Genomic DNA, 22791 nt, shown 5'->3' with positions numbered 1-22791 from the left:
CCCGTTCAGCTCTTCGGCGGGGGCTGGGAGACGGTGTTGTTCCAGTCGTCCCGGTCCGCCGCGGAGACGTGGACCCCGGCCGGCCCGTCGCCGTGCCGGTGCTCCGCGACGCCCAGGAGCAGGACGGCGGACGCCGCTGCGGACAGGAGCGCGGCTGCGACCAGACCGGCGGCCCCGGCGCGTGCCGCCGCTCGTACGGGGCGTCGCTCCGCTCGCCGGACGGCGTCATGGGGACTGCGCATGCCACATCTCCTCGCGCTCTTTCGTGCCTTGCCGGTGCGAAGGCGTGACCACCGTCGCAGGCTCCGATCTACATCGGATCTACGGCATGCGCTCCACGGCCGACGGCATCCTGCCGTCGGCCGTGCAGAAGGATGTGGGCCGGGCTACGGCGTCCTGCCGCCGGTCGCGGAGGAAGACCGCCCGGCGACAGCGACCTGCCGTCGGCCGTGCAGGAAGACGTGGGCCGGGCTACGGCGTCCTGTCGTCACTCCTGGAGGAAGACGTCCCCCGTCACGGTCGAGTAGTGCAGGGACAGCAGGCGGAAGGGGAGGCGCAGCAGCAGGGTCAGCGCCCGTACCCGCTGCTGCTGGGCCGCGTAGTAGTCGTCCAGGACGTTGATGTGGATCACGCCGGGGTCCGCCTCGCAGAGCACGTCCTGCACGAGGGAACGGACACCGGGGTCTGCGGACTCCAGGCCGGTGACCGGGGCGAACGTCCGGTCCAGGGCGGCCAGTCGGCGCGCCGTCTCCCGGTGGCCCCGCGCCTCGTCCAGGATGTCGGTGATGGTTCGGTGAGGGTCGCCGGGCAGCCCGAAGCGGTCCTGGAAGTAGGCGTCGAAGCGGGCGGGATCCGTGCGGTAGGTGAGCAGGGCCGTCTCCAGCAGCAGGCCGCCGGTGCTTCTCGCCGACCGGACGTCGGCGACCAGTTCCCGGAAGGATCCGTCGTCCAGATCGATGAAGAGGCCGCCGCCGTGCCGTTGCATCCGGTGCCCCAGGTCCAGGGTGAGCAACCGGTCGTACAGGACGGCCGCGATCGACCGGACGAGCGGGCTGGACCTCGGGATCAGGGCGAACGGTGTCCGGGGCAGCCGGAGTTGCAGATAGGCCCGGTAGTCCCTGGGCAGCAACCTGACGAGCGGGCCTTCGTCGTCCATCTGGACCGCCATCAGGGGCACTGGCGGCGCCTCGTCGAGGAGCCGGCGCAGGACGGCACCGCCGATGGCGGTAGCGGTCTCCTGGTCCGGACCCAGCGCACGGTCCAGACGCACCTGGCCGGACGCGACACTGGCGACGGCCCGCCCCCGGCAGGCGCCGACGAGGCCGGCGGCACGCTGCGCCAACCGGTTCAGGCCCGGCGGCTGTGCGGACGGTGCGCGGTACACGAGGGCACGCACCGGTGCCTCGGCGGCGCGCTCGGCGACGATTTCGACGATTCCCGGGGCGGCCGCCCGCACGGTGACCGGATCGCCCGTGCCGGCCACCAGGATCTCTCCCTGCGCGGGGACGGGGGACACGGAGGGGAGGCGGTCACGGCACAGCCGCACCGGATCGTCTCCCCGATGCCGCCAGGGCCGGTACGCCCACCGCGTCCTGCGCGGGGCGCCGTCGTGGGTCACCAGCAGGAAGTCGAGTGTCTCGCCCGGCTGCTCCTGGTGCACGTGTGCCCACAGCGCCCAGGCCGCGTCCGAGGGGGTGAGGTACGGCCGCAGGTCCTGCAGCAGGGCGGCGATCCTGTGGCCGAACCGGGGCCGTTCGCCGGCCAGGAGCAGGGCGTACCCGCGATCGGGCGGGCTGATCAGTACGGTTCTGCGGTCCACCTGCTGGTCGACGGAAGGGCCCGTGAGGTGGGGCCCGGGTAAGTACGGAAGGTCGCGGGGCAGGTGGGAGCGGATGGTGACGAGCGACGCGGCGAGCGCCTCCAGGGACTGCGGGAGCGGGCCGGGGCCAAAGGGCCGGGCCTGCGGGGACGGCGGCAGCGGGCCCGGGCCGGGCGGCGAGTCGGCCCGGGCAGGGCGTCCCCGGTCGCGGGCGGCATCGAACGGACTGCTGTACGGGCGGCGCGGAAGGCTCTGCGAGACGTGCGCGCGGCGGCGCAGGGCACGCAGGATGTCGCCCCTGTGCGTGACTTCGCCAGGTCGCCGGCCTGTCTCCAGGAACGACAGGACGGTCTGTACGGCGCCGTCGGCGTGGGTGGTGCCGGACGACGCGGCGAGTGCGTCCAGCAAACCCCTGGCGGCGTCGGGCCCGTGAGCCGCCGTCAGGGCCGTGAGACGGAAGAGGAGTCCGGCGACCGCGCGGAGGACGCGTTCGGAGGCCGCCGCCTCGTCCGGTTCCCCCGTCGCACCGGCTTCGGCATCGTGTGTCTCTTCCCGCGCGGTGGGGTTGTTGTGCGGCGCACGGAGGCGATCGTGGCCGTCGAGCATCGCGTACGCCGCCAGGAGCCGACGGGCCGTGAGGAGTTCCATGGAGCGGATTGTGTCCGCGGATGATCAACAGGGCCTCTACGGGCCGCCGCCGCTGTCCGCACGGGCGTACAGCGCGCGGGGATCGAACGTAGATCGGGATGCCTCAAGGTCGCTCCAAGCAACGGTGCTCCGGTCCTCCTCGACCTCCGGTCCGGGCACCCCGAATCCCACGAGCACGAGGAGTCTCCCCATGACCACGTCCGCCGTCACCCGCACCTCCGGAATCTCACGGCGCCGCACACCGGCCGTCACGGTCGTCGCCGTCCTGACCCTGGTGTCCCTGCCGGTGCTCATGAGCGGGGCGACGGCAGAACCGTCCGTCGCCCGGGCTCAGGACTCCGCACCGGCCTCCGTCCAGGACGCCTCGGTGGACACGGATTTCCCACCCTGCTGCTGAGCGGCTTGACTGCCTGTTGAACCCTCTGGTTAACTTTCCGGTAACATACCGGAAGGGCTGAATCCAGTGTCCGACATGGCGGAATTGGGATCGCGCATCCGTCGCCAGCGCCGGCTGAGGCGAATGTCGCAAACCGATCTCGCAGGCAGCGATCTCTCGCACAGCTACATCTCACTCCTGGAGAGCGGAAAGCGCACCCCTTCCGAGGAGGTACTGCGCCGTATTGCCGCGCGCCTCGAATGTGAGCCCGGATACCTGCTCGAATGCCTCGCGCCCGAGCTCCCCGGCAGTCTCGAGGTCGAGGTCTCCTACGCGGAGATGTCCCTGGCGAACGGCGAGCCCGAGGCGGCACTGAACGCCTTCCTCGGCGTCCGGGAGCGAGTGGGCGACGACGGACCGGCCGACATCCGGTCCACGGTGGGATTCGGCGTGGCGCGCTCCCTGGAGGCGCTCGGCCGCCTCGAGGAGGCACTGGTCGAGTACGAGCGGCTGCGCGAGACCGACACCGAGAACCAGGGACAGACGTCGAGCGCGGTCGCGGACCTGACCGTGGTCATCGCGCTGTGCCGCTGCTACCGGGAACTCGGCGATCTCGCGCACGCCGTGGAACTGGCCGAGTCCAAGCTGGCCGACCTGCAGCGGCTGGACATCCCGTCGTCCGTCACCGCGATCGAACTGATGTCGACACTGGTGGGGCTGCACACCGAGCGCGGTGACCTGCACCGCGCCGGATACCTCGCCTCCCGTGCCATCGAGCAGGCCGAGCAGCTCACCGACAACCGGGCCCGGGGTGCCGCGTACTGGAACGCCAGCCTCGTCGCACACCGCAACGGCCGGGCGGCGGACGCCCTGACGTTCATCCGCAAGGCCCTGGCCCTGTACGCCGAGGGCGAGGACCAGCGAGCCATGGCCCGGCTGCGCAACGCCTACGCGGTGGTGCTGCTGGACGCCGAGACCCCGGACGCGCCCGCTGCGAAGGAGCAGCTCACCCTCGCGGAGCAGGAGCTCGACCGCCACGGCAGCACCGTGGACCAGGCCTACTGCCAGACGGCGATGGCCCGTGCCGACCTGGCGCTGGACGACTGCGCGGCCGCCGCGGACCGAGCCCGGTCCGCACTGACCCTGCTGGGCACCGGGCACCGGCTGCAGAGCGCCCGGGCCCTTCTGGTGCTGGCCAGGGCCGAGCTGCGACAGGGCCACGCCGAGCGGGCCCGGGCGGCCTGCGAGCGGGCCGCTCTCTCCCTGGAGGCGTCCGAGGCCACCCGCCAGGCCGGCTTCGCCTGGGCCGAGCTGGCCGAGATCCAGCAGGAGTCCGGGGACGAGCGGGGCAGCCTCGCGGCCTACCGGGAGAGCCTGCGCTGCCTCGGGTACCGCTCCGGCACCATCTCCGCAGCCGAACCGGCCCGCGCCACCGCAGACGGCTGACGATCCCTCACACCCCCCGCCCCACTCTCACCCAGCCCGTGGACCGCCGTGGTCCACGGGCTTCTTCTCGCCCCTCCCCTTTTCCCGCCGGGACGACCGGCTTCCCGCCGGGACGACCGGCTTCCCACCGGGACGAACCGGCTCCCCCTCCGACGACGGCTTCCCGCCCCGACAGCCTCTTCCCCTGGACGACCGGGTTTCCGTCCGGACGACCCGGCCTTCCACGACCGAGCGCGCCTCAGAGGCACAGATACACACCCCCATGTTTGTGACTGACAATATTGACTTCCTAGTCACAGACATGTGACCATGGTCGGGACGGCGCAGCCGAATATCGACCGGGAAGGGGTGGTGCTCACCATGAGAGAAGCAGAGTCCATCCCTTTCGGCGGACAGGGCGTCACGGTTCTCGGAATGTCCGCGGGGGTCGGCAAGACCGGTGTCTCGATCGGCATTCTGCGTAATCTCCTTCAGCGGGGTACGAGCTGCGCCCCGTTCAAGGCGGTCGCCGTCGTCACCCCGGACGAGTACGCCGGGCGGTCACTGCCGCCCTGGCGGCGGGGCGCGGTCCAGAGCTGCGCGGCCGCCGGGGTGGTCCCCCGCTGGTGGCACAACCCCGTCCTGGTGGACCTCCCCGCCGCGCGCGCCCCCGAGGGCGATCTCTACGTGCGCGGCCGTCGTCTGGGACGGGTCCCGGTGACCGGGGCCGACCGCCTCGATCTCGGCTCCCTGCCGGACCGGCTGCGCCGTCGCTGCCAGGAGGCGGTGGAGGAGGGCTTCCAACGCCTCGCCGGCCAGGTGCCGTGGGTCCTCGTGGAAGGCGCAGCGGGGGCCGGCGACCTGCCCGCCGCCGCCGACCTGGCCAACCAGATCCTTCCCGAGCGGGCGGGACTGCCGGTGGTCGTGGTCACCAGCGCCCGGCACGCGGACCCCGCGGACGCCTCCCGGCTCGCGGACCGGTTGACCCCGGCGCTGCGCACTCTCCTGCTCGGCTTCGTGCTCAACCGGGTGAGCGACCACCCGGCCGCCGACGCCGCCGCCGAGCGGCTCACCCGCGCCACGGGCCTGCCGGTGCTCGCGCGGATCACCGATGCACCACCCCCCATCGGGTACGACGGCTCACCGGAGAAGATCGACCTCATGTGCGAGTACCGCGCCGCGTGCGTCGGCGAGTCGGGGCTGATGCACCTGCTCGACGCATTGTCCGTCGCCGGTCCCGACCCCGTGGAGGCCCTGCGATGAACGCCGTGGAGGTCCTCGGGCTGCACCGGAGTTTCCCGCCGTCACGAGGCGGGGGAACCGGGCGCATCGCCCTGGACGGCATCGATCTGTCGGTCGGCGAGGGCGAGGTGCACGCACTGCTCGGCCCCAACGGAGCGGGCAAGACGACTCTCTGCAAGATCCTCGCCACCGTCCTGGTGCCCGGCGAGGGCAGCGCGCGGATCCTCGGGCACGACGTGGTGAGCGAACTCGCCGCGGTCCGCCCGCTGATCGGATGCGTCTTCGGCGGCGACCGGGGGCTGTACGGCAGGCTCTCCGCCCGGCGCAACCTGCACTACTGGGGTGCCCTGTACGGCGTACCCGGCCGCGAGATCCGCCGACGCGCCGCCGGGCTCCTGGAGCGCTTCGGCCTCACGGCGCACGCCGACGAGCGTGTGGAGACCTTCTCGCGGGGCATGAAGCAGCGCCTCCACCTCGCCCGCGGGCTGATGCACGGCCCGCGGGTCCTGCTGCTCGACGAGCCGACCACGGGAATGGACCCCGTCGCGGCCCGCGACTTCCGTGCCCTGATCGGCGAGTTGCGCAAGGAAGGGCGGTCCGTCCTGCTCACCACCCACGACATGGCGGAGGCCGAGGCCGTCTGCGACCGGGCCACGCTCATCGACGGCGGGCGCATCCTGCGCACGGCGACCCCCCGTGAACTCGGCTCGCTCCTGACGCGGTACGAGCGCATCGAGGCCAGTGGCGTGCCGGACGACCTCGTCGGGCGGATCAGGGTCCTTCCCGGCGTGGTCACGGCCGGCACCGATCCCCGCGGCACCACCCTGATCGAGGTGCGGGACCAACAGAGGCTCACACCCGTCCTGCGGCTTCTGGTGGACGCCGGGGTCACCGACCTGGCGACCTCTCGCCCAGGGCTCGAAGAGGTCTATCTGGCGCTGATCGGCGAGCGCGGCATGGAGGTCGCCCGGTGAGGGCCTTCCTGGCCGGCCTGAGCCTGCAGGCCGCCCTGCTGCGCCGGTCCCCCGGCGAACTGCACACGCTGGCGACCGTGCCCCTGTACACCCTGATCCTCCTGGCGATGACCGACGACCCCGGCCGGCCCGGCATCGCCGCCAACGCGGTCGTCGCCCCCATGCTGATGGCTCTCTGGTCGCTGGGACTGTTCACCGCCGGAGACCTCATCGACCGGGACCGCTACAGCGGCACCCTCGAACCGACAGTGGCGGCCCCCGCCCCGATGGCTCTGGTCGTCGGCGGCCGCATCTGCGCCGTGACCGCGGCAGGCCTGATCGCCTTCGCCGAGGCCTGGGCGGTCGGCCTGTGCTTCGGGGTCCGTCTGACGGTTCACCATCCGGTCGCCCTCGTCGCCGGCATCCTCGCGTCCTGTCTCGCCACGGCGTGCACGGCCGCGATGATCGCGGCGGTACTGGTCCTCACCCGGCGCGGGCGGCCCTACCAGAACTCGCTGAGCTTCCCCTTCTATCTGCTGTCCGGCATCGTCGTACCCGTCGGGGTGCTTCCCCACTGGCTTCATCCGGTCAGCCGGCTGATCTACCTGTCCTGGTCGGCCGAGCTGCTGCGGTCCGCCTTCCGGCCGGACGCGCCCCGGCAACTGCCGGTGCAACTGCTGGCGCTGGGCCTGCTCGCGGCGGCCGGCCTGGGCGGCGCCGCACTGCTGCTGCGCCGGGTGCTCGCCCGCGTGCGCGTCCTGGGCACCCTGGGGCACGCATGACGCCCCGCCCGCGCCCCAAGGCGCTCACCATCCTGCGGCACGGAGGCGCGATCGCCCTGGCCGAGCTGGCCGCCGTCTACACCTGGCGGACCTGGCTGTTCGGCTGGCTGGTCCGGATGCTCAGCCAGGTGGTGTTCTTCACCCTCGTCGGACGGCTGACCGGCGCCGGCGGCGACGAACGGTTCCTGGTCACCGGCAACGCCCTGATGGCCTGCGCCATCGAGGCCACCATGGTCGTCGCGTCGAGCGCCTGGGAGCGCTCGCTCGGCACCCTGCCGCTGCTGGTCGCGGCGCCGTCACAGCTCGCCTGGACGTTCGTCGTGCGCAGTCTGCAGTGGGTCGTCAGCGGTACGGCCACCTCGGCGGCCGCACTGTTCGCCCTGGGCCCGGTGTTCGGGCTGCGCTGGACGCCGGGCACCGTCCCCATGGCGTTGGTGCTGGTCATGCTGACGGCGCTCGGGACCTACTGCTTCGGGCTCACGCTGGCCGCCCTCGTGACCGACCGGCCGGCGCTGCGCAACGTCGTCTCCAACACGGCCTACCTCGGCATGATGGCGGTCTGCGGGGTGCAGGTTCCGACCGGCTACTGGCCCGGGCCCGTCGAGGCGGTGGCCCAGGCGCTGCCGCTGACCCACGAACTCGCCGCTCTGCGCGGCCTTCTCGGCGGCGCTCCGGCCGTGCGGGTGCTGCAGCAGGCCTCGCTCGGCGCGGCCGTCGGAGCCGGCTGGCTGGCCGTCGCCGTCCTCGCCTTCGGCCGGGTCGCGCAGCGCGGACGGCGCACCGGAGCCATCGAGTTCGGCACATGACCCCACGACCAGCCCGCACCCGGCCGGCAGGCACACGGCCATCGAGCGCACGACCACCCGGCACGGGGCCGTCAAGGACCCGGCCGCCCCTCACGCGACCACCCAGCACGCGGTCATCGAGCACGCGACCGCAGGGGCTCATGGCCCCATGAGCCCGGCCCATGAGCCCCTGCGCGGCGCATGGATCCCGAACCACCGGTACCGCGCCACGGTGCGGCACCGGCGGCCGGCCGGAGGTTCCCGCCCGGCAGGCCATCGTCCCCCGGCCCCGACCCGTGAGAGGAGGTGCACCATGGAGCGCAACCACGTCAGCCTTCTTCGTCCCCGCCTGGACAAGATCAAGGTGAAGCCCGTCAAGTAATGCCCCGCTGCCGGGAAGCCGCCGTGCTTCCCGGCAGCGTTCGTCCGTCCACCGGCCAGGGTCCGCCGTGCGCCCGGCCGACCGGAACGTGATCCGCTGAGCGAGGGTGTATGAGCACGATGATCAGTGACCTGCCGGTTGCGGTGATCGGCGAGAGCGACGGGCGCTGGAGAACCACGACGCTCTGCCTCGCCGTCGACTTCGGTTCCCGTGACGATCCGCCGGGCCGAGGCGGCGTCGCCCACCTGCTGGAGCACCTGCTGATGTCGGCGCCCGTCGACGGCGGCCACTCGCTCAGCGAACGGGTCGAGCGGCTCGGCGGCCAGGCGAACGCCACCACCGGCCTCGACCGCATGTTCTTCCAGGCCCAGGTGCTGGGTGACCACGTTCCGGAGGTGGCCCGCCTCCTCACCCGGGCCGTGCTGGATCCACGGCTCGACCACGCCGTGGTCGAGACCGAGCGCCAGGCGGTCCTGCAGGAGCTGGCCGCCGCGGCTGCCGACCCCAGTGACACCGTGCAGGACGCCTACCTGGCCGCCTGCTTTCCCGGCCATCCGCTCGGCCGCCCGGTCGGCGGATCCGACGAAGCCGTGCGTGCACTGGAGTTGACGGATGTGCTCGGCGTGCACCGAGAGGTCTTCCTGGGCAGGCGCATGGCCCTGGTCTGTACGGGAGGCACCGCGCCCGGCGAGGTGGCGGAGCACCTCGCAGGCACCGCCGTCACCCGTGTCCCCGCGTCCGCCCCGTCCGTCCCGTCCGCCCCGCCCGTCGCGGTGGAGCCGGTGGCCGATCTCGCGGCGCTGCCCTGGGCACCCCAGGGCGCCGGTGCCGATCCGGACGGCTTCTCCTGGCTGGCGACCGGAAGCCGTGCCCCCTCGACCGGCGATCCCCGCCGTCATGCGTTCACCGTCCTCGCCCACCTGCTCGGCCCCTCCCCCGCCTCCTTGCTCTACCGCAGGCTGCGAGGCCAGGAGGGGCTGGTCTACGCCTTCTACACCTGGTCGCGCAGCTACACGGAGACGGGAGCCTGGCGCATCATGGCCGGGGTCGAGAACCGCAATCTGCGGCGCGCGCAGGAAGTCGTCCGCGAGGTGCTGCTGGAGGTCGCCGGGCGCGGTCCCGATCCGGAGGACCTCGCGGTGGCCCGGCGCCAGGCCGTGACGGACCTGGTGACCACGGCCGAGCGGCCCTGGGACCATGCGATGACCCTGAGCCAGGAGACCGGGCTGGGCACCCGGTCGTGGTCCCTGGAGGACGGGATCCGCGCCCTGGAGCGCGTGACGGCCGAAGAGGTACGGCTGGCGGCCGTGGCCGTGACCGAGCGTCAGCTCACCGTGGTACGACCGGAGCCGGCATGATCCCCGATGGGCCCGGCCCCCGGGACGCCGACCCCGCCTACCTGGCGGCCTGCCGGGACGCCGGCCTGCTGGTGGACATCGGTGCGGGGCACTGTGTGCTGGGGGCGACCCGGGACCCGTTGAGCGGCCGGGACTTCTGCCTCGTCGAGTACGCCCACCCGGCTCCCGCGTCGCACGAGGCGGCCGAGGCGCTGCGCCGGCATGCCGCAGCAGTCCATCCCGGCACCAGCGGGGTGCTGCTGCGCACCGCACCCGACGTCCGGCTGTGCGCTCCCTGGACCCCTCATCTGACCTATCTGCGCCGCGACCCGCCGGACCGCCACTCCGGCGGCGACACCGCGTCGGGTTCCCCCGGCAGCGACACCGCGTCGCGTTCCTCCAGTGGCGACACCGCGTCGCGCTTCTCCGGTGGCGTCACGGTGGTCCCGGCGGCACCGGAGCACCAGGGGCGTATCCGTTCCTGGATCGCCGATGCCTTCGCGGCCGGCGCGGCCCAGCAGGGCACGACGGCGCGGCGCGAGGACGCCGAGGCGCAGGCGGACACGGTCATGGCAACACCCGGGCGGTTCACCCTCGTCGCCGTCATCGGCGCCGAGCCCGCCGGGCACGCGACACTGCTGCCGTTCACCGACGAGGTGACCGCCACCGCATATCTCGAACTCTTCGACACCCTGGTCGCCGCCCCCTTCGACGTCCGCGCCGTCACCGGGCTCCTGGTCGAGGCCTCGCTCGCCCGGGCCGCCCGCGCCGGCCTTCCCCTGCTCGGCAATGTCGTGCACGGCGGCGCGACCGGCGTCCCGGAGCACGGCGCCCGCATCGTCGCCTCGCTGCACCGGCGGGGCTGGCGCACCGAGCACGTCTACTGGCACGCCCCGACCCCGACCGATACCCCAGGAAACTGATGTGACCGCCCGCAACCTTCGCCATGAGTCCCATGAGTCCCATGAGTCCCGCCATGAGTCCCGCCATGAGTCCCGCTGTGATCACCGCGGTGGTCCCCGCCCGGTGCCGGACCTGGCCTTCTTCCGCCGCCTGCTGGACCTGCACGAGGAGGCCACGCCCTACGAGACGGTGACGGCGGCGGGCCGGGTCTCGCAGGCGTTCCGGGCCCTGGTGATGACGGCAGCCGCCCGGGAGGGTGTCATCGGCACCGGCTCGGCCGACGAGTTGCGGCGCCGGGCCGAGCGCACCGCCTTCTACGCCCGTGTGCAGCGCAGCTGCGAACCCCTGGGCGCCCGCCCCCTCAAAGGGCTGTCCCTGGCCGCGTGGTACCCGGACGACCTGCCCCGGCCGATGAACGATCTCGACCTGGTCGTACCGGACGCGGCCGCTCTGTGGCGGGTCGTCGGCGCCCTCGTGGCCGATTACGGCCCGCGGGAGGTGGACCTGACGGTGCTCGACGGCGAGGCACGGCACTTCGTGGTGGCCCTGTCCTGGCCGGGGGCGGACCCTCTGCTGGACTACGAGACCCGCGTGGAGATCCTGACCTGCGCGCTGACCGGCGACCAGGGTGCGGTGCCCCTGCGGCCCGGGCTGCCGCAGGACCCGCTCGCCGCCGGGCTCCTGGCCGTCGCCGAGGAGCGCTTCCAACGACCGTTCAACGGCAAGGACGTCGTCGACGTCATGATGGCGCTGGCCCCCGGGCGCACCCTCGATCTGCCGCTGCTCGCGCGCACCGCCGACGAGTTCAGCCTGGCTCCCGAACTCGGTGAGCTCCTCGAACTGTTCGCGGGTACGGAGCAGGACACGGCGCACCTGCCGTCCGGTTTCGGCACGCTGGTGACGGCGCTCGCCGAGGCGTCCTCGCGTGAGCTGCGGCGCCGCGAGAACTGGCGGCAGCGGCACTCGGCGGCGGACCCGGCGGATCCGGGCCCGCTGCGCCACGGCATGCGGCTCACCCCCGTCGAACCCGGGCCCCGACCGCACCGCGCCACGGATGCCGCGACGCTGCATCCCTTCGACGGCGGCACCCTGTTGCTGACCCCGGTCGCCGACTTCCTGCTGGTGACCGGGGCCCTGGTCGATCCCGCGCTGTACGACGCGGCGACGCGTGCTCTTCCGGTAGTCAGTCCAGCAGCCCCAGCGTGCTGAGCAGTGTCCCGAGGGCGTCCGCGTCGGCCGTGCCGAACGGCCTCTCCGGGCGCTCCCTGCGCCCTTCCGAGGCGACGCCGCCCTTGCGTTCCGCGAACGCTGTCAGGTCGCGGTCGAGCCGCACCGCGTACTCGCCCACGGCCGGTCCCCTGAGCAGCAGCGACACGGTTCCGGCCGCGGCGGTCGCGGAGTGCACGGCCTGCGGGGACAGGACGTAGAGGCTGCCCGCCGACTCGGTGCGCTCCAGCAGGGGCCGCGCCGGGCCGCCGCCACCGGCCAGGCGTCGTTCCACGTCGGCCACGTCGCCGTAGAGCCGGTGGACGTAACTGCCGTGCAGGATGGTGGAGGCGAAGGCCCAGCGGTGGTTGTGCGGCCGGCCGTGCGGGTCCTTGTCGCCGCCCGCCCAGTGCTGCAGGCGCAGCCGTGCGCCCGACGCCGGGTCCTCGTGGAGCACCATGCGGTTGCCCCAGGGCCTGACCTCGGAGAGGCCGAGCAGCCGCGGGTCGGTCCGCGCCGAGCGCAGGAGTGCGGCGAGCCGGTCCGGGCGGGCGTACCGGCGCAGCGCCCCCTCCAGGGCCTGGGCGGTCGCGGCCGGGTCGCGCCGGACGGCCTCGGACAGGTGCGGTTCAGTCATGGGCGTGCGCGGCAGCGGCGGGCGGCTGCGGCAGGGCGTACTGCCGGGCGATGCCCCGGGCGTAGGTGTCGCTCAGCCGGCGGCCGTCCGGGACGGTGAGCCACATCCGCATCAGATGGCGCTGCTCGTCGGGACCGGTGCCGTTCTCGAAGCCGTCCCGGGCGTGCAGGACCGTGTGGTTGTTGACGTACTGGACGTCACCCGGCACCAGGTCCATGGACAGGGCGATCCCGGGTTCGCCGGCGATGGCGTCCATCAGTTCCAGCGCGTCCTGCTGCTGCGCGCTCGGCTCGGGGGGCGCCTCGTCGCCCGACGGCTGGAGGTAGGCGGGCTGCCCGTTGGCGGCCGCCCTCCGGCGCCAGGACGGCCGGCGGCGGAAGGACAGCCTGCCGTCCAGCCAGGAGATGTGGGAGGCCGCGTAGTAGGGGACGCGGTCGCCGTCGGCCTCGTCCTTGTTGTTCATCCAGAACGGTTCGTAGAGACCGTCGACGAGATCCGGCCTGCGGCGCAGCAGTTCGTTGTACACGGCGACCGAGCTCGCCACGCGCGAGGCGCCTCCGCTGCGGGACCGGCCGACACACAGCAGCGACACGATGTCGCACCAGTCGGTGTGGAAGGGCAGTTCCACGTTGGTCTGGTAGGCGAACCGGTCGGGACGCGCGGGTCCGTCCTCACGGACGTGGGCCAGGTACAACTCCCGTTTGTCCTGCGGTGTCGGGACCCCGATCGCGCTGGACAGGGCCCAGTACATGAGTTCGAGCCGCTCCTGCGACTGGCCGGCCACCGGCATGCCGCGCACGAGCAGCACTCCGGGACCGCCCTCCAGGTGCCGTCGCCAGCCGACGGCCTTCACCGCGAGCCGCGGCAGGCGCAGTTCCTCGACCGGGATGTGGTGCAACGGGCGGGACCCGCGGGCCAACCGGGCGGCCAGCGCGGTGAGTTCGTCCAGGTCCTGGTCGGTGAGGCGGACCTGCCAGTCGCCGGGGCGGGTGGCCATTCGGTCACCGCGCCAGGCGGCCGGGGAGTCGAGCGGGGCGCGCAGCACCGCGCCTGCCGTGAGGTCGGATTTCATAAGCCGACGCTAGCCGTCGGCGACGGTTTGTGACAAGCAATTGTGACTTGCTTGTCACAAGGTCTTGATGGCTTGCTCGAAGCTCTGCCATGATGGGCGCCCCGACGCCACTCAGGAGCAAAGTGAACGCTCATATCCCTCTCGCGGATCCCCTCGTCCGCCGGTCCACCGTGACCACCATCGAGCCACTGGAGCCCGTGGACGTCGTGGTACGTCACGAATTCTGCGGACCGCTGCTGTGGAGCAATCGCCGCCACGCGTTCTTCCTGCCTCGCGAGAGCAGCGAGAACTCCCTGGTCACCAGGGCCATCGAGCGCAAACGGGCGGGCCAGGACTGGGACGACGGGTCACTTCCCACAACCCTCGCGGACGACCTGCGCGACTTGGGCCTGGACGGCCGGATCCGGGAGATCCGGTCCCCCTATCAGAACCGGCTCAGCGGACCGCTGGAAATCTACTTCGATTACACCTGGCTGTGTAATCTGGCCCGGCACAAATGCGGCCAGGACTCGTTCTGCTACGCGGCCGAGTTCCTCGGACCGACCACGATGCGCGAACAGCGTGTGCGTGAACTCATGGCCGAACTCGCCCAGTGGGGCGTCATGCGCGTCCATCTGGCAGGCGGCGAGCCGACCATCAACAAACGCGCCCTGGCGAACTACCTCGACAGCGCCGGCGAGCAGGGGCTCTACACGTCGATGGCGACCAACGGTCTCCTCATCGACGACGAGACGCTCGACATCATCCTCCGGAACAAGCTCAAGTCCGTCAGCTTCAGCATCGACGGCGCGTCGGAGGAGACGTTCGCGGCGGTGCGCGGCCCCGGTCTCTTCGACAAGGTCGTCGCCGCGTTGCGGTACACCGTGCGGCGCAAGCGCGAGACCGGCTCCGACATGCGGGTGTGCGTCAAGCCGACGTACACGCCGTCCACCCCCTACTCGGAGCTGGAAGCGCTGGTCGAGCTGGGCATCGACGCCGGTGCGGACGTGGTGAAGTTCGCCAACCCGGAGCGCTGCCTCCACCACGAGCAGGGCTTCTACTCCCAGCAGGTGGACGAGTACTACGCGGCCATCGAGTTCATCGGCCAGTTGCAGAAGGCCTACGGCTCGCAGATCTCGATCACCAACGTGAGCAACCCGATGGCCGGCTGCGGCGACATCGGGATCCCGGGCCTGTCCGGCTGCATCGGCGGCCAGGAGCTGATCGCACTCAACCCCGACGGCAGCGTCACGCCGTGTCTGATGCACCCGCGCAAACTCGGCAACATCGACGACCAGTTCACCGGCCTGCGGGACTTCTGGAACGGCTCGACGCAGCTCACCGACTTCTGGAAGGCCCTGGAGAAGCCCGAGGGCTGCTCCGGCTGCGACATCTACAGCTCCTGCCGGTCCGGCAGCACCACGCGCCGCATCGTCCAGATCGGCCGCTTCGACCCGGAGCGCACCACCGGCGACTTCAGCGCGGTCAAGGACCCGCTGTGCACCCGGGACTACCTCGCCCGGCATCCCGAGAAGAAGCTGCCCGAACCGGCCGAGGACCCGACGGCTCTGCGGCACTTCCGCGAGATAGCCGTGCGCCACTCGCTGTGAACTCCCCTGTCCTTCGAGGAGCCCCCATGAGAGTCGCGCTCGTCAGTTTCTTCGACTCGAAGCGCTTCGCCGAGTTCCCCATCACCCACGCGCTCAGCTCCATGCGACTCGGCGCCTACCTGCGCCGTCGGCATCCCGAGTGGGAGATCCGGCTGCGGGCGTTCGACGAGCAGGACTGGTCGGCCCCGGCGGCCGGGGCCTCACTGCTGGCCGAGGGGTTCGACGTGGTGGGCGTCCCCGCCTACATCTGGACCCTGGAACGCACCCGGCAGCTGACCGTGGAACTGTCCGGCGCCCCACAGGCCCCGCTGGTGGTCTGCGGCGGGCCGGAGACGAGGGCCATGCCCTACGCCGACTGGCCCGACGGAACGGTCTTCGCCATGGGCCAGGGCGAGGAGCCGCTCACCTGGCTCTGCGAACAGCGGGCCGACAACCCGGGCTTCGACGGCCTCCACCTGGAGAACGGGCTGGCCCAGCCTCTGTACTCGGCCCGCCGGGAGCGCCGGGACGCCTACCGCCACGCGGTGCCCGACCGGCGCGACCGCCGTCTGCCGCACGGCATCGAGCTGTTCGGCCCGGAGTTCGAGGAACTCCTCGCCGGAGATCCGGTGGAGACCGACTTCACCTGGTACGAGACCGCGCGGGGCTGCATCTACGACTGCAGCTTCTGCGGCCACAACACCCTGCCGTTCTTCGCCACCTTCGACACCGACTTCGTGCGCACCGAGATCAGCAACATGCGCGCCCGGGGGATCCGCCGCCTCTTCCTGATCGACCCGATCCTCGGCGGCAAGGCGGCCCGGGGCAAGGAGATCCTGCGTATGTTCCGGGACCTCGCCCCGGACATCGCGATCAACGCCTACATGCGCCCGGAGTTCCTCGACGACGAATTCGTGGACATCCTCGTCGAGTCCAACATCGAAGAGCTGCTGATGGGGCTTCAGACGACCAACCCCAGCGTGCCCAAGCACGTACGCGGCAACCACTTCGGGAAGATCATGAAGTACGTCCCGCACCTGACGGCCCGGGGCATCCCCTGGCGGGCCGAGCTCATCGTCGGGCTGCCCGGAGACGACATGGCCGGCCTGCGGGAGTCGCTGCGGTTCACCGTGGAGGAGCTGCGCCCCTGGTCGGTGCACTCGTACCACCTGACAGCCATTCCGGAGACCAAGCTGTTCGAGCTGCTCGACCGCACGGACGACGAGATCTGGATCAAGGCCGACGAGAAGCTGCGCGTGGTCTCCGCCAGCAGCTACAACGAGCGCGAGCTGCGGGACATGCTCATCTACGCCGGGGCCGTCACCTCCCTCCACGCCCACCTGCGCGAACAGGGCGAGTTCGACACCCCGTTCAGCGAACTCGACACCCAGGTCGGCCGGATCCTGTCCGACCCCGCCGCGCGGGCGGCCCGCTCGACCTTCCTGCGCATGGGCCAGGACGCGGGGCGGGCCGTCTGGGCCGCGCACGGTGTCGGCACCGCCACGGCCGCCGCCGGCTGAGGGGGACGGTCGTGGCCACACACACCCCGGTACGGCTGATGGTGCGCCGGCACGCCGAGTCGGAGTGGAACGCACAGGCCCGGATCCAGGGCGCCATCGCCTCACCGCCGCTGACCGCGGCCGGAGCCGCCGAGGCCGGCCGCTGGGCGGCCGGGCTCGCGGACGACGCGGGGATCCGCACCGTCTGGAGCAGTGACGCGGTGCGCGCCCGGTCGACCGCGGCCGCTGCCGGACGCCGGCTGGGTCTTCCCGTGACGAGCACCCGCCTGCTCGCGGAAGTCGGCGCCGGCGTGCTGGAAGGGCTCACCCATGCCGACGCCGCGCGGCTCTTCCCCGAGCACCACCGGGTGTGGAAGGCGCGCGGCGACCTGGACGCGATCCCCGGGGCCGAACCGGGCGACCGGCTCCAGGCCAGGGCGATCGCCTTCCTCACGGCCTCGACGGGCCCCGGCGGAGCGGATCTGTACGGCCGCACCCAACTCGCCGTGACGCACGCCGCGTTCCTGCGGAGCCTGGTGAACACCGCGCAGCAGCGAGCGCGCACCACGCCCGTGGCGATCGGTCACGGTGACACCCATCTGCTGGCCGATCCCTGGACGGCCCTGCGGCCGGAGCGGCTCAACCAGCTCTGGCGACCGGCCGCCCACCGGGTCGCCCCGGGCCCCGACGATGCCGCCCCTGTCGTCCAGTACGTGGTCAAACTGGTACCGGGTCTCGGCGCCGAGGGCAGGCTGGGCCGTTACCGCGCCGTCCAGCACGCCGTGAGCACCGCGACCGGCACTCCCCCGCTGCTGGCGGCCGCGGCCCGCAGCGACGGCTCGGCCGTCACGGTGCGCCGGTTCCTACCCGGCGCCACCCTCGGCCACCGTCTCGGGCACGACGAGGAATGGGAACTCCTCGACTTCTACGAACGCTTCAACACACGGCTCGCGGCCGCGGTGGACGCCGATGCCTTCACCGGTGTCCGTTCCCTCGGCGACCGCATCGACATCGCGCTGTGCGGACCGGACAACGAGGCGGTGCGGCAGCTGCGCGCCCTCACCCGCGATCACCAGCTGCGGGAGCTGTTGTACGAGCGCTCCCACGTCACGGACTTCGACCTCCACCGCGACAACACCGTGCGTACCGACACGGGGCAGCTGGTGCGGATCGACCTGGACTCGCTCTGCCCCGGCCCCCGGCTGCTCGGACAGGCCTGCGCCATCGTCGGCGCCTCCGCGCTCTACCCCGCGCTGCAGTCCGCCGCACGGCACGAAAGACCTCACGCCCGGCTGCTCGGCGGCGACTCGGACCATGCCCAGGAGCTGCGGCGACTGGTCCGGGTCCGGCTCCTGCTGGGCCTCTGGTTCTTCCTCACCGCCCCCGGAGTTGCCGGCACCGAGGGCAGCGAACGGCATGCCGCGCTCTACCGCGCGGCCCTGACCGAGCTGACGGCGCTCGACCAGGAGAAAGGCAGTTGCACCCGATGACCCCACCCACCGAGGACTCGTTCCTGCTCCTCAAGCCCGACGCGCTGGAGAGGGGGCTGGCCGACCACGCCGTCGACGCCGTCCGGCGTGCCGGCCTCACCGTGACGGGCCGCGTGCCCCTCAGGCTGACGGAGAGCCAGGTGGCGGGGATCTACCCGCAGGTCGACCCGGAGCAGCGTCCGCTCACCGCGGGCATCATCCGTCGCTATCTGATCGGCAGGCCCGCCGAGTACGTGCGGGTGAGCGGCCGGGATGCCTGCGCGCGCGTGGTGGAGGTCAAGACCGCGCTGCGCCGCGAGCTCAGCGACGTCCTGTACGGCAACCTCGCGCACAGCCCCGACACCCCCGACCAGGCCGCCTCCCAGCTGCTCGTGCTCTCCGGACACGGCCCACGGGCCGTCTTCACGCCCGGGCCACGCCCGTGGCACGGCTGGAGCCAGGAACGCATCGAGGCGGCGCTCGACGTGTGGGCCGCGGATGCCGCCGAGGTGGGCACCCGCAGGCCCACCCGCTGGTCGCCGCTGGAGGCCACGCAGGGGCCGGTGGTACGCGTGGCCGTGCCGCGCCGCTGGGTCATCGCCTTCGACGACATCGCGGCCTTCCTCGCCCGGCTCGCCGGAAGGGACGACCCCGGCTTCGCCGTGCGGGCGACGCTGGCCGCGCTCTACGACCGCGACGGCCTCCCCCTCGAAGCCCCCACCGCCGCCCGGGCGGATGCGCTGGTCGCCCAGGTGACCGGCTTCGGCCTGGAGGCCACACCCGCGGTCGGGACGGACAGTTCGCAACGAGTGGCAAGGAGTGGCACACGATGAACAGCAGGAAGGGCAGCGCCGTCCGCAGAGCGTCGGACCTGTGCTTCCGCGCGCTGTCGGCGGTGGCCAGACGGCTCACCCCGGGAGCGCGCGCCTCCGCCAGGGAAAGCACGGACTCGGATCTGATCCGGTTCCGGCGGGCGCGCAACCGCAGCGGCGACAGCTACCCGCTGTGGTGAGCGCCGTCGACCGGGCCGCGTCCGCCGTGTCGTACGCCCTGACCTGTGCCGTGTACTACGCCGTGCTCACCCCGCTGGCCCTGGTCGTGCGGCTCGGCGGCGCCCGCGACCCGCTCGCCCTGCGGGCCTTCGGCGCCGGTCCGGGCTCGGCCCTGCGCCGGCTGGACCGGACGTACGGCCCGGCCGACTTCCTGGCCGGCCGGGCCGGCACCGCACCCTCCGAACGCTCCTGCCACCGCCGCGGCAAGCCGAAGGGACGGGTCCTGCCATGACCACCATCGTGGGCATCTCGGCCTTCTACCACGACAGCGCCGCGGCACTGGTCGTCGACGGTGAACTCGTCGCCGCCGCGCAGGAGGAGCGCTTCTCCCGGCACAAGCACGACCCCGCCTTCCCCCGGCGGGCCCTGTCCTATCTGCTCGAACAGGCACCCGGCGCAGTGGACGCGATCGCCTACTACGAGTCGCCGTGGCTCAAGCGCCACCGCGTCCGCTGGAGTCTGCTCGGTGCCGCGCCGGACGGGGCCGCGGCGTTCCGGCTCGCCGTGCGCGGCGGCATCGCGCGCCCCGACGGCACGGAGCGGCTGATCCGTGCCGGGCTGCGCTCCGTGGGGCTGTCCGAGGACCTGCCCGTCCTGTGGTCGAGGCACCATCTGTCGCACGCGGCGAGCGCGTTCTACCCCTCGCCGTTCGAGCGTGCCGCCGTCCTGACCGTCGACGGGGTGGGCGAGTGGGCGACCACCGGCATCTTCCTCGGCGAGGGAGCGCGGATCACCGCCCTGGCCGAGCAGGTCTTCCCGCACTCCCTCGGGCTGCTGTACTCGGCGGTGACCCATTTCTGCGGGTTCAAGGTGGACAGCGGCGAGTACAAGCTGATGGGTCTCGCGGCGTACGGCGACCCCGACTCCCCGCAGACCCACGCCTTGCGCGAACTGATCCTGGAACGCCTCGTCGACGTGCGCGAGGACGGCTCGTTCGTCCTCGACATGCGGTACTTCTCCTTTCACCGCGGCGCCACCATCATCGACGTACGGCGCTGGGAGCGGATGTTCGGGATGGAGCGCCGCAGGCCCGAGACCGGCGGTGCGGAGCGGTACGCCAACCTCGCGCTCGCCGTGCAGCAGGTCACCGAGGAGGTGATGGTGCGTCTCGCACGCCACGCGCGGGAGCGCACCGGCGCCGACGCGCTCTGTCTGGCCGGCGGTGTCGCGCTCAACTGCGTGGCCAACGCGCGGGTGCTGCACGAGGCCGGGTTCGACCGGGTGTGGATCCAGCCCGCCGCCGGAGACGCCGGCGGCGCGGTGGGGGCCGCCCTCGCCGCCCACCACCTGGCACTGCACGGACCGCGGCCGGCCGCCCCCGTTCCGGACGGGATGAAGGCCGCCCACCTGGGCCCGGACATACCCCACGGGGCCGTCGACGACCTGGTGGCCCGCTACGGCGCGCACTGCACGTCGTACGACGACTTCGGCAAGCTGGCGGAGGAGGTGGCCGGGGAGCTCGCGGAGGGGAAGGTGGTCGGGTGGGTCCAGGGGCGCATGGAGTTCGGTCCCCGGGCGCTGGGCAACCGCAGCATCCTGGCCGACCCGCGCAACGCCGCCGCCAAGTCCTGGCTGAACTCCCGGATCAAGGCCCGGGAGGACTTCCGCCCGTTCGCGCCCTCGCTCCTCGCCGAGGCGGCGGACGAGTACCTGGAGCCTGCCGTGCCCTCCCGCTACATGCTGCTGACCACCCGGGTCCGCCAGGGCGACGACGGCTCACCCATCCCCGCCGCCACGCATGTCGACGGCACCGCCCGGCACCACACCGTCGAGGCGGCCGACAACCCCCGGTTCTGGCAGCTCATCGACGCCTTCCGTGCCCGCACCGGCTGTGCCGCCCTGGTGAACACCAGCTTCAACGTACGGGGTGAGCCGGTGGTCGCCACCGCCGACGACGCCTACCGGTGCTTCCTGCGCACGGGCATGGACCTGCTGGTCATCGGCGACCACCTGTTCCGTCAGGCCGACCAGTCGGCCGAACTGGCCCACGACAGCCTGCCGCTCGACTGACCCGACCCGGACCGGACGACCGGACGACCGGCCGCCGTGTCCGCCGCAGGAGGAGAAGGACAACTCATGACCACCGCGCTGCTGTGCACCGGCTGGCCCCGCGGGATCGAGGCGGCGCTGGAACGGCTGGAACGCGACGGGCGACGCCCTTCGCTGCTCATCCTGCCGGACTCGGTGGCCGGCGACCGGGAGCGGGCGGAAGACTTGGCCGGCCGACTCCGGCTGCCGGTCCTGGCGCTTGCGCAGGCGGAGATCGGCGCCGGCCTGCTCTCCCGGGAGAGCAGGCGCGCGGTGCGCGAGGCAGGGGTGACCGCTCTGCTGGTGTTCCGCAACGACGGCGGCGCGGTCGACCGCAGGGCTGCGGTCCGGTTCGCCGTCTCGGTCCCGGTGCGCGAGCTGCTGATCATGCACGGGCGCGGGGAGGTGACCCGGTACGGGCGTGCGGCGCTGCTGACCTCGCTGTTCCGCGATCGCAGGCCGGGACGCGGCCGTCGGGAGACCGCCCCGCCGGCGGAGCTGTTCGATCCGGTGGCCGGACGCCACCTCCCGCGGGGCGGCGACTTCGCCGGTGTCGACGCGCGGGGCGGGCTGGAGGTCGGTCCGCTCGGTTTCCTGCGCGTGCCCGGCATGGCGGAGCCCGCCGATCTGGAGCCCTCCGCCCGGCGCAGGGTGATCATGCTGGGCGGCAGCGCACTGTACGGGCTCGGCCTGCCGGACAACGCCGCGACCGTCCCCGCACGCCTCCACCGGCACCTGGGCGGCGCGGACGGCGGCCCCGAGGTGCTCAGCTTCGCCGTGCCGGGAGGGTGGTCGCGCGGCGAGTCCGCGATGCTGCTCTACCGGCTGCGGTACGCCCGTCCGGACAGCGTCGTGACCCTCTCCGGCTGGAACGACTTCAACACCCTGTTCGCCATGGACCTGGTCAACGGGCCGGGGGCACAGGTGCTGAACTGGACCTTCTCCGACTACCACCACTACCTGAGGATCCACGCCCCGCACGAGATCGACGAGACGCACGTCCCCTTCGCCCGCAGACCGTCGGTCGTGCGAAGCCTGCCGCAGCTGGACTCCGCCGTCTTCCCGCGTTCGGGGGCACGGCTGCGCAGTTCCGTCTGGCTGGACAACCAGGCGCTGATGGCGACCGTCTGCGAGCAGCAGGGCATCCACTTCGTGTGTGCGCTGCAGCCGCACTCGCTGCTCCAGCCGGCGCTGGGCACCGCGTTCACGAAGAACTGGGTCACCTCGCACTACGACTTCGCCTTCACCGGCAAGGCCGGGCAGCCCGGCCGGGCCGAGCTCTTCGACGCCTACGCTGCCTCGATCGCCTCCGTCTACCAGATCTACCGGGAGGGCCTGGCCGAGCTGTCCTCGCGTTTCCCGGCCGCGACCTTCCTGGACCTGTCCACCGCGTGCGCGGGCGAGGAGACCCCCTGTTTCCTCGACGGAGTCCATCCGACCGCGCACGGCGCGGACGTACTGGCCGAGGCCCTCGCGGGGGCGCTGCGGCAGCCGGCCGACCGGGTCCGCGACGGGGACGGAACAGCGCCGGCCGGGATCGGCGATCCGATGCGCGCCGAGGACCCGCCGGGTGCCGCGGTGGCTGACCCGCCGTCGGTACAGGCCTGA

The 22791-nt window shown here is 72.6% G+C and carries 21 protein-coding genes; 17 read left to right on the top strand and 4 right to left on the bottom strand.

Annotation, left to right across the window (positions count from 1 at the left end):
- Positions 1-5: 5 nt before the first annotated feature.
- Together ACFZCP_RS07825 and ACFZCP_RS07820 are read right to left on the bottom strand one after the other, a co-directional pair.
- Positions 6-242, bottom strand: a complete 237-nt coding sequence (locus ACFZCP_RS07825; RefSeq protein WP_391425077.1) for a hypothetical protein — start codon at positions 240-242, stop codon at positions 6-8.
- Positions 243-487: 245 nt separating this feature from the next.
- Positions 488-2467 carry a hypothetical protein gene (locus tag ACFZCP_RS07820; protein WP_391425076.1) on the bottom strand — a complete coding sequence of 660 codons (1980 nt, stop codon included), beginning with the start codon at positions 2465-2467 and terminating at the stop codon, positions 488-490.
- Positions 2468-2657: 190 nt separating this feature from the next.
- Here ACFZCP_RS07820 and ACFZCP_RS07815 point away from each other — a divergent pair, with 190 nt between their 5' ends.
- The 9 genes from ACFZCP_RS07815 (at position 2658) to ACFZCP_RS07775 (ending at position 11861) form a co-directional block, all read left to right on the top strand.
- Positions 2658-2864: a hypothetical protein gene (locus ACFZCP_RS07815; RefSeq protein WP_391425074.1), complete on the top strand. Its 207-nt coding sequence runs from the start codon at positions 2658-2660 to the stop codon at positions 2862-2864.
- Between the two features lie 75 nt (positions 2865-2939).
- Positions 2940-4289: a helix-turn-helix domain-containing protein gene (locus ACFZCP_RS07810; protein ID WP_391425072.1), complete on the top strand. Its 1350-nt coding sequence runs from the start codon at positions 2940-2942 to the stop codon at positions 4287-4289.
- Positions 4290-4649: 360 nt separating this feature from the next.
- Complete coding sequence (locus ACFZCP_RS07805) at positions 4650-5531, top strand: hypothetical protein (protein ID WP_391425070.1); 882 nt, start codon at positions 4650-4652, stop codon at positions 5529-5531.
- Positions 5528-6484, top strand: a complete 957-nt coding sequence (locus tag ACFZCP_RS07800) for an ATP-binding cassette domain-containing protein (protein WP_391425069.1) — start codon at positions 5528-5530, stop codon at positions 6482-6484. The genes ACFZCP_RS07805 and ACFZCP_RS07800 overlap by 4 nt, the downstream gene beginning before the upstream one ends.
- Complete coding sequence (locus ACFZCP_RS07795; RefSeq protein ID WP_391425068.1) at positions 6481-7245, top strand: ABC transporter permease; 765 nt, start codon at positions 6481-6483, stop codon at positions 7243-7245. The genes ACFZCP_RS07800 and ACFZCP_RS07795 overlap by 4 nt, the downstream gene beginning before the upstream one ends.
- The gene (locus ACFZCP_RS07790; RefSeq protein ID WP_391425066.1) at positions 7242-8051 is read left to right on the top strand and encodes an ABC transporter permease; all 810 of its coding nucleotides are present in this window, start codon (positions 7242-7244) and stop codon (positions 8049-8051) included. Before ACFZCP_RS07795 ends, ACFZCP_RS07790 begins: the two co-directional genes overlap by 4 nt.
- A gap of 471 nt (positions 8052-8522) precedes the next feature.
- Entirely contained in the window at positions 8523-9770 is a 1248-nt protein-coding gene (locus tag ACFZCP_RS07785; protein WP_391425065.1) for an insulinase family protein, read from the top strand.
- A complete protein-coding gene (locus ACFZCP_RS07780) occupies positions 9767-10672 on the top strand; it encodes a hypothetical protein (protein ID WP_391425063.1) in 906 nt (301 codons plus the stop codon). The genes ACFZCP_RS07785 and ACFZCP_RS07780 overlap by 4 nt, the downstream gene beginning before the upstream one ends.
- 103 nt (positions 10673-10775) lie before the next feature.
- Positions 10776-11861: a hypothetical protein gene (locus ACFZCP_RS07775; RefSeq protein WP_391425061.1), complete on the top strand. Its 1086-nt coding sequence runs from the start codon at positions 10776-10778 to the stop codon at positions 11859-11861.
- Here the strand turns inward: ACFZCP_RS07775 and ACFZCP_RS07770 are convergent.
- Complete coding sequence (locus tag ACFZCP_RS07770) at positions 11836-12495, bottom strand: hypothetical protein (protein ID WP_391425059.1); 660 nt, start codon at positions 12493-12495, stop codon at positions 11836-11838. The two genes, ACFZCP_RS07775 and ACFZCP_RS07770, sit on opposite strands and share 26 nt — an antisense overlap.
- The gene (locus tag ACFZCP_RS07765) at positions 12488-13567 is read right to left on the bottom strand and encodes a TauD/TfdA family dioxygenase (RefSeq protein ID WP_391425058.1); all 1080 of its coding nucleotides are present in this window, start codon (positions 13565-13567) and stop codon (positions 12488-12490) included. Before ACFZCP_RS07765 ends, ACFZCP_RS07770 begins: the two co-directional genes overlap by 8 nt.
- 122 nt (positions 13568-13689) lie before the next feature.
- On the opposite strand from ACFZCP_RS07765, the gene ACFZCP_RS07760 reads away from it, so the two are divergent.
- The 8 genes from ACFZCP_RS07760 (at position 13690) to ACFZCP_RS07725 (ending at position 22791) form a co-directional block, all read left to right on the top strand.
- On the top strand, positions 13690-15156 hold the full coding sequence (locus ACFZCP_RS07760; RefSeq protein ID WP_391425056.1) for a radical SAM protein: 1467 nt from the start codon (positions 13690-13692) through the stop codon (positions 15154-15156).
- A gap of 26 nt (positions 15157-15182) precedes the next feature.
- The gene (locus tag ACFZCP_RS07755; protein WP_391425054.1) at positions 15183-16655 is read left to right on the top strand and encodes a radical SAM protein; all 1473 of its coding nucleotides are present in this window, start codon (positions 15183-15185) and stop codon (positions 16653-16655) included.
- An 11-nt stretch (positions 16656-16666) separates the two neighbouring features.
- Positions 16667-18124, top strand: a complete 1458-nt coding sequence (locus ACFZCP_RS07750; protein ID WP_391425052.1) for a histidine phosphatase family protein — start codon at positions 16667-16669, stop codon at positions 18122-18124.
- A complete protein-coding gene (locus ACFZCP_RS07745; RefSeq protein ID WP_391425050.1) occupies positions 18121-18936 on the top strand; it encodes a hypothetical protein in 816 nt (271 codons plus the stop codon). The genes ACFZCP_RS07750 and ACFZCP_RS07745 overlap by 4 nt, the downstream gene beginning before the upstream one ends.
- Positions 18933-19115, top strand: coding sequence for a hypothetical protein (locus ACFZCP_RS07740; RefSeq protein WP_391425049.1), 183 nt, complete (start codon positions 18933-18935; stop codon positions 19113-19115). Before ACFZCP_RS07745 ends, ACFZCP_RS07740 begins: the two co-directional genes overlap by 4 nt.
- Entirely contained in the window at positions 19112-19387 is a 276-nt protein-coding gene (locus ACFZCP_RS07735; RefSeq protein WP_391425047.1) for a hypothetical protein, read from the top strand. Before ACFZCP_RS07740 ends, ACFZCP_RS07735 begins: the two co-directional genes overlap by 4 nt.
- Complete coding sequence (locus ACFZCP_RS07730; RefSeq protein WP_391425045.1) at positions 19384-21165, top strand: carbamoyltransferase N-terminal domain-containing protein; 1782 nt, start codon at positions 19384-19386, stop codon at positions 21163-21165. Before ACFZCP_RS07735 ends, ACFZCP_RS07730 begins: the two co-directional genes overlap by 4 nt.
- Before the next feature lie 66 nt (positions 21166-21231).
- Positions 21232-22791 carry a hypothetical protein gene (locus tag ACFZCP_RS07725; RefSeq protein ID WP_391425043.1) on the top strand — a complete coding sequence of 520 codons (1560 nt, stop codon included), beginning with the start codon at positions 21232-21234 and terminating at the stop codon, positions 22789-22791.

It is taken from the genome of Streptomyces sp. NPDC007971 (assembly GCF_042958635.1).
Lineage (GTDB): Bacteria > Actinomycetota > Actinomycetes > Streptomycetales > Streptomycetaceae > Streptomyces.
The sequence above is the reverse complement of the archived record's forward strand: the minus strand, read 5'-3'. Positions and strand labels throughout refer to the sequence as shown.

What these genes read in the sequence shown, in the direction of transcription:
- ACFZCP_RS07780 (WP_391425063.1), top strand. Translation starts at nt 9,767, where the DNA reads ATGATCCCCGATGGGCCCGGCCCCCGGGACGCCGACCCCGCCTACCTG.
- ACFZCP_RS07745 (WP_391425050.1), top strand. Translation starts at nt 18,121, where the DNA reads ATGACCCCACCCACCGAGGACTCGTTCCTGCTCCTCAAGCCCGACGCG.
- ACFZCP_RS07740 (WP_391425049.1), top strand. Translation starts at nt 18,933, where the DNA reads ATGAACAGCAGGAAGGGCAGCGCCGTCCGCAGAGCGTCGGACCTGTGC.
- ACFZCP_RS07770 (WP_391425059.1), bottom strand. Translation starts at nt 12,495, where the DNA reads ATGACTGAACCGCACCTGTCCGAGGCCGTCCGGCGCGACCCGGCCGCG.
- ACFZCP_RS07800 (WP_391425069.1), top strand. Translation starts at nt 5,528, where the DNA reads ATGAACGCCGTGGAGGTCCTCGGGCTGCACCGGAGTTTCCCGCCGTCA.
- ACFZCP_RS07790 (WP_391425066.1), top strand. Translation starts at nt 7,242, where the DNA reads ATGACGCCCCGCCCGCGCCCCAAGGCGCTCACCATCCTGCGGCACGGA.
- ACFZCP_RS07825 (WP_391425077.1), bottom strand. Translation starts at nt 242, where the DNA reads ATGCGCAGTCCCCATGACGCCGTCCGGCGAGCGGAGCGACGCCCCGTA.
- ACFZCP_RS07805 (WP_391425070.1), top strand. Translation starts at nt 4,650, where the DNA reads ATGAGAGAAGCAGAGTCCATCCCTTTCGGCGGACAGGGCGTCACGGTT.
- ACFZCP_RS07765 (WP_391425058.1), bottom strand. Translation starts at nt 13,567, where the DNA reads ATGAAATCCGACCTCACGGCAGGCGCGGTGCTGCGCGCCCCGCTCGAC.
- ACFZCP_RS07810 (WP_391425072.1), top strand. Translation starts at nt 2,940, where the DNA reads ATGGCGGAATTGGGATCGCGCATCCGTCGCCAGCGCCGGCTGAGGCGA.
- ACFZCP_RS07725 (WP_391425043.1), top strand. Translation starts at nt 21,232, where the DNA reads ATGACCACCGCGCTGCTGTGCACCGGCTGGCCCCGCGGGATCGAGGCG.
- ACFZCP_RS07815 (WP_391425074.1), top strand. Translation starts at nt 2,658, where the DNA reads ATGACCACGTCCGCCGTCACCCGCACCTCCGGAATCTCACGGCGCCGC.
- ACFZCP_RS07820 (WP_391425076.1), bottom strand. Translation starts at nt 2,467, where the DNA reads ATGGAACTCCTCACGGCCCGTCGGCTCCTGGCGGCGTACGCGATGCTC.
- ACFZCP_RS07785 (WP_391425065.1), top strand. Translation starts at nt 8,523, where the DNA reads ATGAGCACGATGATCAGTGACCTGCCGGTTGCGGTGATCGGCGAGAGC.
- ACFZCP_RS07730 (WP_391425045.1), top strand. Translation starts at nt 19,384, where the DNA reads ATGACCACCATCGTGGGCATCTCGGCCTTCTACCACGACAGCGCCGCG.
- ACFZCP_RS07755 (WP_391425054.1), top strand. Translation starts at nt 15,183, where the DNA reads ATGAGAGTCGCGCTCGTCAGTTTCTTCGACTCGAAGCGCTTCGCCGAG.